The sequence below is a fragment of the Streptococcus suis S735 genome (genome assembly GCF_000294495.1).
GTDB classification, from domain to species: Bacteria; Bacillota; Bacilli; order Lactobacillales; family Streptococcaceae; genus Streptococcus; species Streptococcus suis.
In genome coordinates this window covers 227,254-244,697 of sequence record NC_018526.1, presented here as the reverse complement: position 1 = coordinate 244,697, position 17,444 = coordinate 227,254, and the positions used below count along the sequence as shown (strand labels likewise).

The 17,444-nt window shown below is 40.9% G+C and carries 16 protein-coding genes and 1 riboswitch; of the genes, 5 read left to right on the top strand and 11 right to left on the bottom strand.

Annotated elements, in window-relative coordinates; translation table 11 throughout:
- Nucleotides 1–74: 74 nt before the first annotated feature.
- The 4 genes from YYK_RS01310 to YYK_RS01295 all read left to right on the top strand — a co-directional run bounded on the left by YYK_RS01310 (nt 75) and on the right by YYK_RS01295 (nt 3,232).
- On the top strand, nt 75–608 hold the full coding sequence (locus YYK_RS01310) for a TetR/AcrR family transcriptional regulator (protein ID WP_011922608.1): 534 nt from the start codon (nt 75–77) through the stop codon (nt 606–608).
- An 84-nt stretch (nt 609–692) separates the two neighbouring features.
- On the top strand, nt 693–1,676 hold the full coding sequence (locus tag YYK_RS01305) for an ABC transporter ATP-binding protein (protein ID WP_011922607.1): 984 nt from the start codon (nt 693–695) through the stop codon (nt 1,674–1,676).
- Nucleotides 1,669–2,448 (top strand): ABC transporter permease, encoded by a 780-nt coding sequence (locus tag YYK_RS01300; RefSeq protein WP_012774940.1) that lies wholly within the window; start codon nt 1,669–1,671, stop codon nt 2,446–2,448. The genes YYK_RS01305 and YYK_RS01300 overlap by 8 nt, the downstream gene beginning before the upstream one ends.
- Nucleotide 2,449: 1 nt before the next feature.
- Nucleotides 2,450–3,232: an ABC transporter permease gene (locus YYK_RS01295; protein ID WP_012774939.1), complete on the top strand. Its 783-nt coding sequence runs from the start codon at nt 2,450–2,452 to the stop codon at nt 3,230–3,232.
- Nucleotides 3,233–3,280: 48 nt separating this feature from the next.
- Here the strand turns inward: YYK_RS01295 and YYK_RS01290 are convergent, their stop codons facing one another.
- The 3 genes from YYK_RS01290 to YYK_RS01280 form a co-directional block, all read right to left on the bottom strand.
- Nucleotides 3,281–4,108, bottom strand: coding sequence for a Cof-type HAD-IIB family hydrolase (locus YYK_RS01290; protein WP_012774938.1), 828 nt, complete (start codon nt 4,106–4,108; stop codon nt 3,281–3,283).
- An 11-nt stretch (nt 4,109–4,119) separates the two neighbouring features.
- On the bottom strand, nt 4,120–5,352 hold the full coding sequence (locus YYK_RS01285) for a CapA family protein (RefSeq protein WP_011921835.1): 1,233 nt from the start codon (nt 5,350–5,352) through the stop codon (nt 4,120–4,122).
- 332 nt (nt 5,353–5,684) lie between these two features.
- Complete coding sequence (locus tag YYK_RS01280; protein WP_012774937.1) at nt 5,685–6,623, bottom strand: dihydroorotate oxidase; 939 nt, start codon at nt 6,621–6,623, stop codon at nt 5,685–5,687.
- Between the two features lie 221 nt (nt 6,624–6,844).
- On the opposite strand from YYK_RS01280, the gene gdhA reads away from it, so the two are divergent.
- Nucleotides 6,845–8,191, top strand: coding sequence for an NADP-specific glutamate dehydrogenase (gene gdhA, locus YYK_RS01275; protein ID WP_011921833.1), 1,347 nt, complete (start codon nt 6,845–6,847; stop codon nt 8,189–8,191).
- A gap of 235 nt (nt 8,192–8,426) precedes the next feature.
- On the opposite strand, the gene YYK_RS01265 is transcribed toward gdhA, so the two are convergent.
- The 8 genes from YYK_RS01265 to YYK_RS01235 all read right to left on the bottom strand — a co-directional run bounded on the left by YYK_RS01265 (nt 8,427) and on the right by YYK_RS01235 (nt 17,381).
- The gene (locus tag YYK_RS01265; protein WP_014635842.1) at nt 8,427–9,014 is read right to left on the bottom strand and encodes a DUF4352 domain-containing protein; all 588 of its coding nucleotides are present in this window, start codon (nt 9,012–9,014) and stop codon (nt 8,427–8,429) included.
- A 10-nt stretch (nt 9,015–9,024) separates the two neighbouring features.
- On the bottom strand, nt 9,025–9,873 hold the full coding sequence (locus YYK_RS01260; RefSeq protein ID WP_002937530.1) for a mechanosensitive ion channel family protein: 849 nt from the start codon (nt 9,871–9,873) through the stop codon (nt 9,025–9,027).
- Nucleotides 9,874–9,937: 64 nt separating this feature from the next.
- A complete protein-coding gene (locus YYK_RS01255; protein ID WP_011921831.1) occupies nt 9,938–11,272 on the bottom strand; it encodes an alanine/glycine:cation symporter family protein in 1,335 nt (444 codons plus the stop codon).
- A gap of 106 nt (nt 11,273–11,378) precedes the next feature.
- Nucleotides 11,379–11,483: riboswitch (glycine riboswitch) on the bottom strand.
- Nucleotides 11,484–11,695: 212 nt separating this feature from the next.
- Entirely contained in the window at nt 11,696–12,328 is a 633-nt protein-coding gene (locus tag YYK_RS01250) for an ABC transporter ATP-binding protein (protein ID WP_011921830.1), read from the bottom strand.
- Nucleotide 12,329: 1 nt separating this feature from the next.
- The gene (locus tag YYK_RS10520) at nt 12,330–12,785 is read right to left on the bottom strand and encodes a DUF1430 domain-containing protein (RefSeq protein ID WP_044980344.1); all 456 of its coding nucleotides are present in this window, start codon (nt 12,783–12,785) and stop codon (nt 12,330–12,332) included.
- A gap of 83 nt (nt 12,786–12,868) precedes the next feature.
- Complete coding sequence (locus YYK_RS01245; protein ID WP_228381632.1) at nt 12,869–14,314, bottom strand: hypothetical protein; 1,446 nt, start codon at nt 14,312–14,314, stop codon at nt 12,869–12,871.
- A gap of 19 nt (nt 14,315–14,333) precedes the next feature.
- Nucleotides 14,334–16,319 (bottom strand): DUF1430 domain-containing protein, encoded by a 1,986-nt coding sequence (locus YYK_RS01240; RefSeq protein WP_012774933.1) that lies wholly within the window; start codon nt 16,317–16,319, stop codon nt 14,334–14,336.
- 183 nt (nt 16,320–16,502) lie between these two features.
- Entirely contained in the window at nt 16,503–17,381 is an 879-nt protein-coding gene (locus YYK_RS01235) for a helix-turn-helix domain-containing protein (protein WP_014635840.1), read from the bottom strand.
- Between the last annotated feature and the right edge of the window lie 63 nt (nt 17,382–17,444).

Sequence of the window (17,444 nt, the reverse complement as noted above, 5' to 3'; positions counted from 1 at the left end):
AGTATCAATTTCAAAATCAAGTCAGAAGAACTGTTTTTAGACACTGTGTCTAAAAATGTTCAAAAGGAGAAATTATGAGAACAGATAGTCGGAAAGAACGAACTCGACAGGCAATTTTAGAAGCCATGGTAACCTGCCTGGAATCACAAGGATTTAATGACATTACAACAACACACCTAGCCCAGACTGCTGGTATCAGTCGTTCCAGTTTTTATACCCATTATAAGGATAAATATGAATTAATCGACTCCTATCAACAGGGACTTTTTCACAAATTAGAGGCTATATTTGACCATTATGATGGCAATCGCCAATCATCATTTTTAGAAATTTTCGAGTTGCTCTATCGTGAAAAATTGCTTTCTGCCCTACTGACCCATAACGGAACTCAAGAAATCCAAAATTTTCTTATCAATAAAGTCCGACTTCTTGTTGCCAATGATTTAGCGGAGCGCTTAGGAAAAGAGAATTTATCACAACTGGAAAAAGAATACAGCAGCATCTATTTTTCACATGCCTTCTTCGGTATCATGCAGGTATGGATTAAAAATGGTAAGCAAGAATCTCCTCAATATATGACCGATTTTCTAATAAAAATGTTACCTTAAAGGCGACTTTTTACCGCCACTTTCTGGGGAATATGTTATAATATCCTTATCTTACGCAAACGTTTTCAAATAGGAGATTATGATATGATTCAGGCAGAACATCTTTCAAAAACCTATTCAATCATTGATAAGGAAGTCGGTCTAAAAGGCTCTATCAAGGCCTTTTTCAAGCCAAAGAAAAAGTCAATCCCTGCTGTTCAAGACATTTCCTTACAGGTAGGAAAAGGAAAAATCATCGGCTATATCGGCTCCAACGGTTCTGGTAAATCCACCACCATCAAAATGCTTACTGGAGTCCTCTTCCCAGACCAAGGACAGGTTCGTATCAACGGACTCAATCCACAAGAAAACCGCAAAGCTGTCAATAAGCAAATCGGCGTTCTCTTTGGACAAAAATCTCACTTGGATTGGAACTTACCTGTCCAAGAATCTTTTATCCTTCACGCAAAAATTTATGATGTTCCAGATAAGGTATTCAAAGAGCGATTGGCTGTCTTGATTGAGCTATTGGACTTGGCTGATATTATGAAGCAACCAATCCGTAATCTGTCACTCGGCCAACGAGTTCGCTGTGAATTTGCGGCTATCTTTATCCACCAGCCTGCCGTTGTTTTTTTGGACGAACCAACCATCGGCTTGGATGCCAGCGTCAAGGAGACCATTCGCTCCTTCATCCGCTATATGAATCAAGAATACCAGACCACCTTTTTGATTACTTCCCATGATATGAAGGACATCGAGAGCCTCTGTGAGCGGATTTTTATCATTGATAAGGGCAAGAAGGTCTACGATGGTTCACTGACCGTCCTCAAAGAACGCTTTTCCACAGTCAAGACCATTCTCTTCTCCACAGAAAAACCAATTGAAAAAGATTTGCAATTGGAGGGCTGGGAATTTATTCGTAAAGATGATTTTCACTTTGAAATCCACTACCAAAGCAAGGTCTGGACCAGCGCCCAGGTGATTGAGCAAGTTTTCAATCATTATTCAATTGAAGATGTCACCATGAAGGAATTGGAAATTGAAACCATGGTCCGTCAGATTTATGAGGAGGGTATCCATGCGTAAATATCTCTACATGACCCGCCTGACCATGATGAATGCTATGCAGTATAAGGCTTTCTTTCTAGCGACCTTCGTTTCACTGGCAGTGAAGATTTTGGTAGCTCTCTATGTCTGGAAAACCATTTTCTTCACTCAATCAGAAGTCAATGGCTTTACCCTACAAACCTTTACTACATATATCATCTTTGCTAATCTACTAGCCAGTTTAAATTCTTTCTCACTCGGAGAAGATTTATCCTACAGCATTTTAAAAGGAAGCATTGCTGGAGAATTTCTCAGACCCTATTCCTTTATCCTAGCTCTCTTTTTCAAAGACCTTGGAAATAAGCTCTTGGAACTGATAAAATTTGCTATCGTATTTATCGGCATCTTACTTGTTCATCAGGATTTTTATCTACCTGACGGAAAAACTATTTTGCTCTTTCTAGTCAGCTCCATCCTAGGGATGTTTATCGTTCAATTACTGGATATGGCTTTTGGCTTCTTAGCATTTTTTACGGTCAATGCCTGGGGAGTCATGCTTCTGAGAATGGGACTTTTCAATCTAGCTTCTGGAGCGCTTTTGCCACTCAGCTTCTATCCACAGGCTGTGGAAAACTTTTTGAAGCTCCTTCCCTATAATTATGCGGTTAACGTTCCAGTTTCCATTTTATTGGGACAGGAAAGCGATCTAACTGCTTTGGGATTGCAAGTTATATGGATACCCATCCTAGCCTGCTTCATTGCTGCTCTTTGGTCCCAAGCCAAGCGTCGTATTGTCATTTTTGGAGGTTAACATGAAGAAATATATCAGCCTCTATCTCTATAACATCAAGGTCTACATGATGGCCCAGATGTCCTTTCGGGTGGACTTCTTCATCGGGCTTTTCTCCTCTTTGATTGAACAAATTGTCTACCTGATTTTCCTCAATATTCTCTTTGGAAATATCAAGGAAATCGCTGGTTTCAACTACGGTCAAATGCTTTTTATCTATGGAATAGCGACCGTCGGACGCTCCATTCACCTGATATTCTTTGACAATCTCTGGATGTTTGGCAGTCGCTACATCCGACAAGGCGAATTTGAACGCCTCCTCCTCATGCCTGTGAACCCACTTTTTCAACTTATCTGTGAACGAATCCAGCCACAAGGAATCGGAACAACCCTCATCGGTTCCCTTGCACTAGTCCAAGCTTCAAATGAGCTAGGCATGGAATGGAGTCTTGGAAAACTAGCCTTACTAATCTTTATTGCCATTTGTATCGGCCTACTCTATGCAGCCATTCAGCTCGGTCCAACTGCTCTAGCATTTTGGATTGTGGAATCATTTCCTTTGACTATGGGAATTTTCGCCCTCAATCAGATGGCTCAATACCCACTCAATATCTATCCAAAAATCATTCAAATCCTGCTGATTTTTGTTTTCCCCTACGCCTTTACCGCCTACTTCCCTGCTCTCTACTTCCTAGACTTGTCTATGTGGGGACTGGCGTTGCCTCTGGTGGTAGTGGTCCTATTTTCCATCAATTATAACCTCTTCCGCTATGGTATGACCAAGTTCACCAGCGTTGGAAATTAAAAGAGCTAGCATTCTCTGGATTGAGAGCACTAGCTTTTTTCTATATACTTATAAGATATATTCTTCAATGACCTGAAGCACACCAGCTTCCAAATGGCTTGGAGCCATGTATTTGGCAACCGCCTTGACCTTGTCTGTCGCATTTTCCATGGCATAGGAATACCCAACATAGGACAATAACTCAATATCATTGTCTGAATCACCGAAGGCCATTACCTGTTCAGGTTCGATATCTAGACCGGTCAAAACCTGTTCCAAGCCCCAAGCCTTATGGATACCCTGCGGTAGAATGTCAACGGAACCATAACCACTGGTTACAGCCACCAACTGACCGTGAAAACCCTGATTAAAGGCTTCCGTTATCGATTCTACACGCGCTTCAGGAACCCAGAGACCAACCTTGTGTATTGACTCTGAAACTGGATAGGCACTAAGGTTGTCTAAATATGTCACACGATTTTGGAAGGCAGCCATCTGAGCTAGTTCTATTGGCAAATCAGTTCCTGCAAACGGCATACCTGCCCCAGCCTGCATATAAATATTTCCATCGTTCGACAACATCAGACATACATCCGCCCAACGGCCTTTGAAAAAATGCAGTATTGCTTCGACTTCCACTTGCTGAATAGCCCGACGAATTACTGTCTTGCCATTTTGATACACATGGGCTCCATTATCCGCTACAAAGATTAATCTGTCTTCAAATCCTTGGCATAATTGTAGTAATCGCCCAATTCCATTACCACTAGCGATAACAAAAGGAATCTTTTTCTGATCTAGTTGATCCAAGACCCGTGAAAATCGCTCTCTATCAAAATTCCCCTGACCATCTAAAAAGGTCCCATCCATGTCTGTTGCAATTAATCGAACTATCATCTTCTCTCTCCTCACCATACCAAATTGACAAAGTCTTTCATTTCTTGATAGGCTGTATCCACACGCGCCTGTGTATCTAGATCCAATTGTCCATAGTATCGACCACCAGCGACCCAGTCTTCCAAAATGTAAGTCTGGTAGGAAAATTGTTCGTATCCATCTGTTGAATAAGTCCCTTTTGAAAGGCGATTGACCCAGGTTGGATGGGCTTGAGCCGTTTGAATACTTGTTTGCCCATTCTCTTTCTGAATAGTAAGGTCCATCAAGACACCTCTTTCTGTCCACTGGGCATTTGGGGTATCTTCCATACTTTCGATACGCTGATTGGATAGAAAATTCCCCATAGAATAGATGATTAATTTTCTCTGACCATCTTTCTCAAGAATTTCCGTCGGCTCGACTACATGCGGATGCCCACCAAGAACGATGTCTGCTCCCCAATCAATCATTTGATGGTACAAACTGGTCTGTTCCTCCGTAGGCTCCAACTGGTATTCTACACCCGTCTGAGGCATGACGATGGTAATATCTGCCTCTTTCTCAGCTCGCTCAATCTCTGCCCGCATCTTTTCTTTATCAAAATCCGATAAATAGGCATCATATTCCTCCTGACTCAGCAAAGCCTCCATCCCATTGAAACCGTAAGCATAGGCTAGGACAGCTATACGGATACCATTGACTTCCCGAATGTAGAGTGGTGCAGTTGCCCGATTGCCTTCGGCGTAGACACCGACTGTATCCACACCTGCATCTCTAAATGTATTGACAGTGGAAATCAGCCCTGATAGATGTGAGTCCAAGATATGATTGTGGGCTAAGTCCACCAAATCGTAGCCTGCATCATGGATATTGTTGGCGACAATGGCAGGCGCATTAAAAAGTGGGTAACCTGCTAATTCGATATCTGGAGAAATGGTCCCTTCAAAGTCTGCGATAGCGAAATCAGCCTGTTCTATCCAGGGCTTTACGTAGGTAAAATTCTCAGAAAAATCGTAACTTCCATCTGGCTGTTCTGCTCCTCGAAGAATAGGCAAGTGATAGAGCAAATCCCCATGAGCCATGATGCGAACAGAATTATCTGAGTGCATTGATTCTGAGGCCTGATTCAGCCTAGGAACTAGGTGCTCGCTTACAATAATAATCGCCAAGATAATAGTCGCTAAGCCACAAATAAAAAACAAATGCATCTTTGTCCGATAGGACGCATATCGTTTTCTGCGAATATAGTTCGCCCTTCTCTCCATACCTTTACCCTCATACTCCCTACTTAAGAACCTTTGTTCAAAATACAGTCAGCAGTCCCTCAAAAAACTATTTCTTCCATAAAAGCACATCACTTATAAATAGAGGTTCTAATATTAGTATACGATATTTTTGCTAAAAAATCTAAATAAAATCAGAATTCCATCTCACAAATATATGTTTCTGACTATGTATTCCATTCCTCAAACGATTATCAGACCGATCTTCACAGACCATTTAAAAAGAGCTAACATTATCCCCTCGCGACTCCCTAAAAGACTATCTGGGAGAACAGTACAATGTTAGCTTCTTTTTATGTCTTCAACAGATGATCTCAGTCATCTAAGTGCTGTAGCTTGCCACGAAAATCTTCAATGGTCTCGTAGCCTTTTTCAGCCATGATGGCCTGCAATTCAGCCGTAATGCGTCCAAAGGCTGCCACACCTTCCTTTTGCAGGGTTGTTCCAACTTGAACCATGCTGGCACCACAGAGAATGTGTTCGAAGGCATCCCGACCTGTCAAGATGCCACCAGTCCCAACAATTTGAATCTCCGGTTTCAAGCGTTGGTAAAAAGCGTGGACATTGGCAAGAGCAGTCGGCTTGATATACTCTCCACCGATACCACCAAAACCATTTTTAGGCTTGATGACAACTGACTCATCCTTGATATAAAGACCATTTCCAATCGAATTGACACAGTTGACAAACTTCAAAGGAAACTGGTTGAAAATCGCTGCTGCTTGGTCAAAATGCACAATATCGAAATAAGGTGGTAACTTAATACCGAGTGGTTTGGTAAAGTAAGTGAAGACCTCCTGCAAGATGGTTTCTGTCGTTTCAAAATCATAGGCAATCTGCGGTTTTCCAGGGACATTGGGACAAGAAAGATTTAACTCTGTCAGCCCCTTAAAATCACTGGCTTCTACAGTTCTCAAAATTTCATGAGTCTCATCAGGCGACATTCCAACTACAGATAAAACAAATGTGCGTTCTGGCTCCGTTTCCTGCAATTCTAGTAGATAATCCAAATAGTAAGCCAAGCCCTGATTTGGCAAGCCCATCGAATTGATAGAACCAAGCGGAACATTCTGATAACGTGGTTCTGGATTACCCGCGCGATAGTCCAAGGTTGCTGTTTTTGTTACAAAAGTCCCCGCCTTCGAGTTCTTAACCGCATCCAATTCTTCCTTGGTCATGCACCAAACCCCTGCTGCATTCATCAAACAATTATCAAAGGTAAATCCACCGAGTGTCGTTACTGTTGAAACCATCTTATCCTCCATATAGGTCATTCTTTCTTGATTATATCATAAGAAACAAACGGATTTTCTTCATTTACTACTAACATTCGGATTTTGCAATAAAAATTTATTAATTTTTTTAAATTCTTACATTTTCTTCTTTACATTTAAAAATCATGGTGCTATAATAATTATCAGATAAATTAAATTGTCAGACAATTTAATAAATAAAAAAGAAATCAGGTGATCCCATGTCAAATGCCAAAGCTTACATCCAAGCTTCTTTTGAAGCAGTCAAAGCCCGCAACCCACATGAAACAGAATTCCTCCAAGCTGTAGAAGAGCTCTTCTCTACACTTGAGCCTGTTTTTGAAGCACACCCAGAATACATCGAAGAAAACATCTTGGCTCGTATCGTTGAGCCTGAGCGTATCATCAGCTTCCGTGTTCCATGGACAGATAAAGATGGAAATGTTCAAGTCAACCGTGGCTACCGTGTTCAGTTCAACTCAGCTGTAGGTCCTTATAAAGGCGGTCTTCGCTTCCACCCAACTGTAAACCAATCCATCTTGAAGTTCCTCGGTTTTGAGCAAATCTTCAAAAACGTCTTGACTGGTCTTCCAATCGGCGGTGGTAAAGGTGGTTCAGACTTTGATCCTAAAGGAAAAACTGATGCTGAAATCATGCGCTTCTGCCAAAGCTTCATGACTGAATTGCAAAAACACATCGGACCTTCACTTGACGTCCCTGCTGGTGACATCGGTGTCGGTGGTCGTGAGATCGGTTACATGTACGGTCAATACAAACGCCTCCGCCAGTTTGATGCAGGTGTCTTGACTGGTAAACCTCTTGGCTTCGGTGGTTCATTGATCCGCCCAGAAGCAACTGGTTACGGTTTGGTTTACTTCACTGATAACATGTTGGCAGCAAACGGTAAATCCTTCAAAGACCAAACTGTCCTTATCTCAGGTTCTGGTAACGTTGCCCAATATGCTGTTCAAAAAGCGACTGAACTTGGTGCAAAAGTTATTTCTGTTTCAGACTCAAATGGTTACATCATTGACGAAACTGGTATCGACTTCGACCTCTTGGTGGACATCAAAGAAAAACGCCGCGCTCGTTTGACAGAATACGCTGCAGAAAAATCAACTGCTAAGTACTTCAAAGGTTCTGTATGGAACTACGATGGCAAGGCTGATATTGCCCTTCCATGTGCGACTCAAAATGAGATCAACGGCAAACAAGCTGCTGCCCTTGTAAAAAATGGCGTGTACTGTGTGGCTGAAGGTGCCAACATGCCATCTGACCTTGATGCCATCAAAGTCTACAAGGAAAATGGCGTTCTCTACGGACTCGCAAAAGCTGCCAACGCTGGTGGTGTAGCTGTATCTGCCCTTGAAATGAGTCAAAACAGCCTTCGCTTGTCATGGACTCGTGAAGAAGTAGACGGCCGTCTTAAAGACATCATGGCCAACATCTTCAACACAGCCAAAGAAACTGCTGAAAAATACGACCTTGGTACAGACTACCTTGCAGGTGCTAACATCGCAGCCTTTGAACAAATTGCGGATAGCATGATTGCCCAAGGTTTGGTATAAGCTTACTTTTAGTTTACTAAACTATAATAAAAACGCCCCCAAAATTGACGTGCTAATTTTGGGGGTATTTTTCATTAAAAGAAGAGGAGAACAGTGGATAAACATATTCTCCTTTTTTAAATGTAAAAATAACAGATAAGTCGGATATAGTACAATTACCAAGCCGAACAATCTGAACCAAGGGGCGTTATAAAACCGCAAAATTGTGCAATATTTAAAACTTTTTCTACAGCAATTAGATACCTTCTGCGACTAATTCCGTCCACATGGCATCTTCGTAGGTAAAACCAAAGTTTGTTTCATTATCTATACCGTAGATAAGTTTTACTTGTACTTTCTCTCCTGGCTTCAACTTTTCAACTAGATTCACATCATAGGTCCGCAAATCCAGGGTAAAGGGAATCTGACTAACGGGATCCATGAGACTGAAATAGTATTCATCAAAATAGAGCTCTTTTGCGGTCGAATTTTCAACTTCCATTTCAACAACATAAGCTGTGCTGTAGTAGCTATCCACTAGTTCTATGCTATCGTCTTTGCCCATAGATGTTACTGTTACATGAAGACCGTTAGAAAAATCAACTGAGTCACCAACTTGATACTCTGTGTATTCCACAGTCTCATCAATGTATCCGTCACTACCTGTATCCCAATTATCAAAATTTGCTGAGCTTAGGCCGATCATAAAAATAAAACAGGTTACTCCTAGGATGAAGGAGAGGACGGCACCAGCAATGGTCGTCCAAAAGAGAGGCTGTTTGTGCAAGGGTTTCTTCTTATAATACATCTGCCCATTTTCAACGACAAAATCTTTTGTTTGCATAATAAACTCCTTATTTTAAAACAGTTGGCCCACTTGAAGGTAAATCTATTCCTGCTTGACGCAGAGCATCTTGATAAAAACCAAAGAATTGATGATAGATCTTGTTCTGTTGACCGTTGGCTACGAAAAGATTAACACGAAATACAAACTGTCCCGAAATAGCGTTTTGGGGACCTAATACAGTCACACCTGTAATCTGGTCAAAATTGCTGATTTCTCTCAAATTGACCTCTTCTATTACGCGATAGACTTGTTCCAAATCGGTATTAAATTTGAGCGGAATATCGATTTGAGCACGCATGTCCCCTCTTGACTGATTGGACACCACTAGAATATTGCGATTGGGAATAAAATGCAATGTCCCATCTGCATCACGTACTTGTGTTGTTCGGATTCCCATGCTAACGATGGTTCCTGAAATGGTAATGGGCCCGTTGGTTAACTTAACCACATCTCCGACGTCAAACTGTCGTTCAATTAAGATAAAGAATCCATTGACCAAGTCTGAGAGAAAACCTTGTGCGCCCAGCCCAACAGCTACCCCAGCAATCCCGGCTCCTGCAAGAAGACTGGATACCGGTAAACCGAGGATACTCAAAATACAGTAGATAAGGATAAAGTAGAGTAGGTAATTTAGGATGCTTTCCACCAGACGACTGATGGTCTTCTGACGACCAATGTCTTGGGTAGATACCTTTAGAGAGGGAACCAAAACCTTTTTCACAGAAGCTTTGGCTATCTTCTTGATAATGTAAAATGCAACAAAGAGTAAAACAAGCGATAAAACCTTATTTAGACCTGCTGTCACAATGGCCTCAATATTAAATTGAGACAAATACTTGGTAATAAAATCATTCATGAGATAATTATAGCAGAAAACACCCTAAAAGAACAAAAAGACAGCCAAGTGGCTGACTTTTATCTTATTTCTTCTTTGCAAAATACTGGCGTGTCTCCTTGATGATAACAGGAGAGAGAGCTAGTAAGGCGATCAAGTTTGGTAGTGCCATGAGCCCGTTCACAATATCTGCGATGGTCCAAATCAAGTCTAGTTTGAGGAAACCACCCAAGGCAACCATAGCTACAAAGACCAGACGGTAAGGCAAGATAGACTTGGTGCCAAAGAGGAATTCGATACAGCGTTCACCATAGTAAGACCATCCGAGAATAGTTGTAAAAGCAAAAAGTACCAAACTAATCGTCAAGGCAATAGATCCTGTATTGCCAAAAACTGTTGCAAAAGCTGCCTGAGTAAGAGGAGCACCTGCCAAGCCCTCTACCGACCACTGGTCAGTTACTAGAATCGTAAAACCCGTTAAGGTACAGATGATAAGTGTATCAATAAAGGTACCCGTCATAGAAATCAAGCCCTGTTCAACTGGATTATCAGACTTGGCAGCCGCAGCAGCAATAGGCGCCGAACCCAAACCAGATTCATTTGAGAAAACCCCACGCGCAATCCCACGCTGAATTGCTTGTTGCACAGTCGCACCTGCAAAACCGCCCACAGCCGCTGCTGGAGTAAAGGCAGATTTGAAAACTAAGGCCAGGGTTGGCAAGAGTTGATCCCAATGCACGGCCAAGACAGTAATACTTGCTAAGATATACAAAATCGCCATGAAAGGAACAATTTTGGTCGAAACGTCAGAGATTTTTTCAATCCCACCAAAAACAACGAAGGCAATTGAAATAGCCGTTATTACACTGACAAGTGGCGGTTCCAATCCAAAACTCGTTTCCAAAGAAGCAGTGATGGAATTAACTTGCGAAAAAGTTCCAATCCCCAAGAGAGCTACTAATACACCTGAAATAGCAAAGAAAACTGCCAAGGGTTTCCACTTCTGTCCCATCCCCAAGGTGATATAATGCATAGGTCCACCTGCCGCTTGACCGTTGGCATCCTTGGTTCGGTATTTAATCGCTAAAAATCCTTCCGCATACTTGGTTGCCATTCCGAAAAAGGCCGCAACCCACATCCAGAAAAGAGCCCCAGGACCACCTGTAGTAATAGCTGTCGCAACTCCGACGATATTTCCTGTACCAACTGTCGCTGCTAAAGCCGTACACAGAGCCGCAAAACTGGACACATCTCCCTGACCAGACTGGTCACTGGAGAAAATCAGACGAAAAGCCGTCGGCAATTTGCCAATCTGAAATACTCCCAACCGTAGGGTAAAATAGACACCCGTTCCGACCAATAGTAACAAGAGGGGCGGTCCCCAAACAAGATTGTTGATAGCCTTAAATAGTTCTAACATAGTTCCTCCTAAGCGTTTCTAACCCGATAAAGCTGCCGGAAAAACAAAAAGAGGCTGAACACTTCAACCTCTAGAATCAACGTGAAAAATACAGAAAAAGCCTATTTTTCAACGCTCTGTCCTTTTACCTGAGAGTTTCAGTAGCTCTACTTTTCCAAGCAGGACTACCTTGCCCCTTCGGTGCCAAAATGGTCTCTCCAGAGTTCCGTCCATTGAACAGTCAGTTTCCCTTCTACCCAATATCAACCGGTTATTCAGTTTTATCTAGTTTTATTTTAATCTAATTTCACGAAAAAATCAAGAATATTTTCTGATACTCAATGAAAATCAAAAGTAGCCTAGGAAACGAAGCCGAAGATAGAACTGGAGTTCATCAAGGTAAGTTGACAACGGATAATTTTGATTTTCGAAGAGTATGAATTTTTACAAGTCTTCCATTTTTATGATAAGGTCTGCTCGCTCCCAAATCAAAGGATTATGGGTCGCAATCACAATTAACCGATCTGGGCTCTTCAAGGATAACAAAATATCCATAATTTCTTGGGAGCTCTTAGGATCCAAGGCAGCCGTCGGCTCATCTGCTAAAATCAATGGAGGATTTTTCAGGATGACTTTAGCAAGAGCTACCCGCTGGGCTTCCCCTCCTGAGAGTTCATAGATAGGCTGGGACAGGTCCAGATAAGACAGACCAACTGCATCAAGTGCCGCTTCCTGCCTCGATTTCCTTTCGTCTTTGGACAATTTCTGACTAATCAGTCCCAAATCCAGATTTTCTTTGATTGTCTGACTTTCTAAAAGACCAAAATTCTGAAAGAGATAGCCTAATTCCTCCCTAAAAAAGAGATGGGGCTTCAACTTTTTCAAATCCTTTCCCTTGTAGAGAATGTCACCTGCATCATAGGACTCCAACTTGGCTAAAATATTCAGCAAGGTCGTTTTTCCGCTACCACTGGCACCTATCAAGGCATAGACCTTTCCAGCCTGCAAGTCTAGTGTTACATCAGAAAACAAGCTGCGCTTCCCAAATTTCTTTTGAATTGATTGGACAGAAAACATACTAGGCTCCTTTCAAAATACGGACATTCCAAGCTCCTTCTTTCCTCGCCTGCCACCTCAATAAACAGAGGGCATTGACCATAAACAAGGCAAAACTGATGCTACTTATAAAAATGTGACCTGTTACTACCATACTTGCTCCAAGAGCCAACAAGAGAGAAAGCAGTTGAAGCGTTAGGTATTTCTTATGGATTCCCAAGAAACCCATCCCTGCAATTTCCTTGATGACAATCTCACGTTTAAATTCTTCAAAGTATAGAAGATTCATGGTATTAAACAGGACAATTGATGTCACAATCCCTAAAATGGCACCCATAGATGTTGAAATGGTCTCTATCCGAATACGATCTAAAAGTTCCGTAAAGAGGGAAGAACTACTTCTCACTTCATTGACAAACTGAAACAAATTTCTTGCCTTCAATTCACGTAAAAGTTTATCTCTGTTTTTAAATAGCATACTGCTATCTACTTCATTCAACCAAAAGTCAGCAGATTCTTTTCCCAGACTTGACGGTGCCAGCACAACTAAAATAGGGTCTGTCAGGTATTGCACATGTTGACCAGAACGATGATTGTAGATAAACTGCTTCTGCCCATTTTTAAATAGGCAACTTTTCCCTTAATGGTAGCTGAGCGTGCTTGATTAGCAGGTCTAACCATACGATTGATATAATCTTGGTAAAGATGGAGATAAGCATCGCTTTCAGGGCGCAATTTTTCAGGCAACAGAAGTTGAAATTCTCCTTCTTGTAAAGGGAGCGCTACTTCTCCTTCTGCTAAGTCTACATCCTGTATCTGCAAATAATTTGGACTAACGTAGAGGGTGTTTCCAGCTGGATGGTAGCTGTCAAGGCGTGTTCCATCTTCCAGTTGGAAGCCCATTAAATAGGCATTCAAATTACTTTTGACAAAGAGTGCGCCGTCTTCCTCCAAAGCTTGCCTTAGTAAAGGATACCAATTTTCAGGCGAATTTAGTCCTGAGCGACCATCCGCAGAAATATTCCAAGCTAAACTATAGTAATCCCCTTCATTCTCCCACTGCTGGGCACCTGCTTGATATTCCTGCCAAATCCCTGAATAATAGACGGTTTGAGCCATCCCAAATGACACCACCAATAGAGCCAGCATTTGTCCCATAACCATAATGGTCAGGATCCCTTGCAGGGGCATCTTCCCTTTTAACAAGGGTAAAAAGTGATAGGTTCGAATGGCCAAGGTAAATGTAGCAGCGAAAAAAAGGACAATCAAACCAAGCAAGAAATGATAGCCCACTAGAGCTGCGACCAGATAGTAGACAGAATAGCCATCTAATCCAACGAGGTAGGCCAGTCCAACTGCTGGAAGAACCGCAAATGGGATAGTTAGAGCTATCTCTTTCGCATTTTCCTGTAGAGATAGTAGAAATAAATGCCAGCGCGAATCCCCTGCAATCAAACGGATACCTGCTGTACGCAACTGCCTTACATTAGCAATCACGACCAAAGCCATATACGTAATAAGAAAGACCAGTACGGCTAAGAATTGACCACCTTGGGTCAGAAATACGAGTAAAGTAGCAATAGTCGAAGGCTTCCGAATCTGAACTTCATCAAGTCCAAGCGAAACAAGAAGAGACCGAAGCTCCTCTACCGTCGCTTTCCCTTGGAAAATAAAATATTTGGTTAAAAGTGCAGACTCCACCTTTTCTGATGCCTGAAATTCCTCTAGTCCTCTTGGTAGGGGAGATTGACTAAAATTATCATAAGAAAAGGTACGTCCACCTGATTTACTTGGCTCAATCACTCGTCTGGCAATGACACTATCCGTCTGTTGAGAATAGTCTTCTAATCGCTGTCGTACATCTGAATATGTCACGTCCTCAGATACCGACAAAGTAGTCACAGAAGGATAATAATGAACTAGCATAGTCTCCTTTTGACTGACGCCCAACCAAATCATAAAGACGGCTAGAATGATCGTCGATACAAGTACAAATTTTCCTTTCATTCTAACTTCACCTCATTAACTATCTGCCATTTAATACACTCAACTGGATTTTTTCTTCCCTTTTCGCTTGATTGTTCAGTAACATCCAACTATTTATCAACAAAGCCACAACTACTCCTAGGCTAACAATAACTGACTTTGTCATAAACATTGCCAAACCCATCCCAATAAGAGCGGAGCCGACTTGTTCTCCTAGATAAGAACCATGCAATTCGATAAAACCCATCCCTGCTATCCGCTTGATGGCTATTTCTCTTTTGAAGGTCTCAAAGTATAGAAGATTCATCGTATTGAACAATAGTATGGAAGTGAATATTCCAAGGATTGTCGGAGATAGGGTCATAAGAATTTCAAGTTGAACATTTTTTCTCAGGGTGTTGTAATGTTGCTTGCTAGATAACAAGCTACCTATTGTGTTTTGTAAATTGTATTTGTCCAACAGTTGTTCCAGCATCTCTTTATCTTTGAAAAATACAAAATCTGGTAACGCATTTTCCCAAAAATAGGACGTTTCTTCAAAACTTTCAGGTGATAGAACAACAATCAACGGAGCCTGTAAAAATTGCTCATAATTTATCGGGGTATGATTGTAAATGAACCATCGCTTCTCATCGGAAATGTAATAAACATTTGAATGCAAACTTATGGATCCTTCTCCATCCGCAAGCAATTTTCCTACCATGTCCTCAAAATACGCTTGGTAAACACTCGCATCATTTTGCAAACTCTTTGGTAATAATAATGCAATTTCTCCTTTACCTAATTGCTTTATCTCTTCCAGCTGATTGAAATCGTACAGTCCACCTTCTGATTGTATATAATTCGGCGTCACATACAGCACCCTTTCTAGAGGAATTTCCTTGCTGGATTCAATGATGGTATGTTCTTTTATTGTGTTATGCCGTAAATGGTGCTGGACTAACATTACATTATTTTTCGCATATGATTCTAAAATTACATGAGACCAAGCCATTCTTTGTTGCTGGGCCATCGCTTCATCAGCTATGAATGCTTCACGATTCAAAGACAGACTAAAAACATCTTGTCTTTCTTGCCAAGCCTTTTCTCCTATCGTTAGTGTATGGAGAACTCCAACATATGTCAACGTTCGACTAGCACCAATAGAGATGATGCAAACCGCTAAACACTGACCTACTAGTAAAATAGCAAAAATCGCCTTGAGAGGCAAAGCTCCCTTAATTAGCTTTTGTAACTGAGAAATGTTTAATGCAATCATGAATCCAATACTTGTCGATAAAGATAGGAAAAAAAGCAAACAAGCATAAAAGGCGATACCGATTGCTACAAAACGATAATATACCATTGGCCAACCCAAAATTAAAATAGCAATTAATCCAAAAACAAGCGCTCCTCCTGTAGCCAATGCTATATCTCTTCCATCCACTCTTAAAAAACGACTAGCAATCTGCCAACTCCTCACCCCTGAAAGCATCTCTATACCTGCCGACCGCAAGTAGACAATCTGCCCAACTACTGTCAATGCAAGATTGGTGAGTATAAAGATAATAAGGCCTAAGCTCGGAGCTCCCCTACCAAGAAATAGACTTAAACTGTTTAATAGGGTCGGTCTATAAATATAGCTATCCACCAATCCCAGTGACTGTAAGACGTTTTCTACCACTTTGATGTCCAGATTACCTTTTACAACATAGTAATTTTCAGCTAAGTTGGCCTGACTAGCTACTAACCTATCCGCTTTGACCAAGCCCTGTGGAAGCTCCCCCTTCCCAAAAACATCATAACTGGTAGTAGTTCGCCCACTATCATCTGTTTCTGTTATTGTCTTAGCAATTAGACTATTTTCCTTTTCAGCTAAATTTGTCAGGGCATCCGACACTTCTTCATAGGTCACTTCTTCCCCTCGACTTAATATGGAAACCGATGGATAGTAATGATAAATTAAAGAATCGAGTTGCAGACTCACTAACCATATACAGAAGAGACAGACGCTAAAAGTAGATAAATAAGTAAATACTTTTTTCATAACGAACCCCATTTGCACAAAAAGGAGGTGGACTCCACCACCTCCCTATCATTAGAACCCGTAACCAAAATCAACATGTTTTCAAACGTTCGTTGATATAGCTTTTTTATTTTATCTTAACATATTAACAGTCGATTTTCAATCCATTTTAATTATTTTTATAAAAGAATCTATACTTGATTATTAAATAACCTTTGATAGATATTCTTTTAAACTGAGATAACTATTTTGCGGACCAAAAAATTTGAATAGACATTCTGCTTCTCTATAGTAGGAGAGAATTTCATCTTTTGATAGAAATCCCTCTCCGACATTTGCGATTAAACAAAGCATATCTGCCAAAAAATAACAACTCTTCTTATCTCGCAATGTTTCAATTAGGTCTGTCAATTCATCAATTGCCTGTGACTGCCTCTTCCTTTTAAAAAGATAGTGAGCGTGATTGTAGCGAATCTTGATATACTTATGAAAACACTCTGTGTTTGATATATCCAAGTGGCTAAGCTTTTCTGAAATCCCCTCATACAAACCATCTAAATCCTCATCTCGAGAAGCCAAGGCATAAAAATTAACCAAGCTGTTGTATACATCCAGATAAAAACTAGATTTCTTACTGATTCGATGACTAAGTTCTTCCATACATCCAATTGCAATATCCTCCTTATGATAATGATGAAAGTCCACTATACAAGCCAGATAAGTTAAATATTCACTGCTTTCCTGCGAATGAACAGCTTCTTTCTGCTTCTCTGCCTCTACAAGATAAGCCAGTTGATCATAGGAACGAGTGAACAGAGCTTTGTCCACCAATCGTTTAAATACCGTAATATCAGGCGCTTTATCTGATACACTTTCATCAAAAAAATAGTCCATAGACACCTGTAAGCGTTGTGATAAGGCAAATAATATATCCGATGTAGGAGCAACTCCTAATTTTTCAACTCGACTAATCAAACTCTGCTCACAAATTCCCTCTGCAAGCTCCTTTTGAGTAAAGCCAAGTTCCTTTCTTCTATTTTTAAAACGTTTACTAAGAATCATTTTCATAACCTTTCTGTACATTTACATCTTAAATAAAATCTCTATATAGATTATTATATCAAAATCATCTTTTTAAACATACAA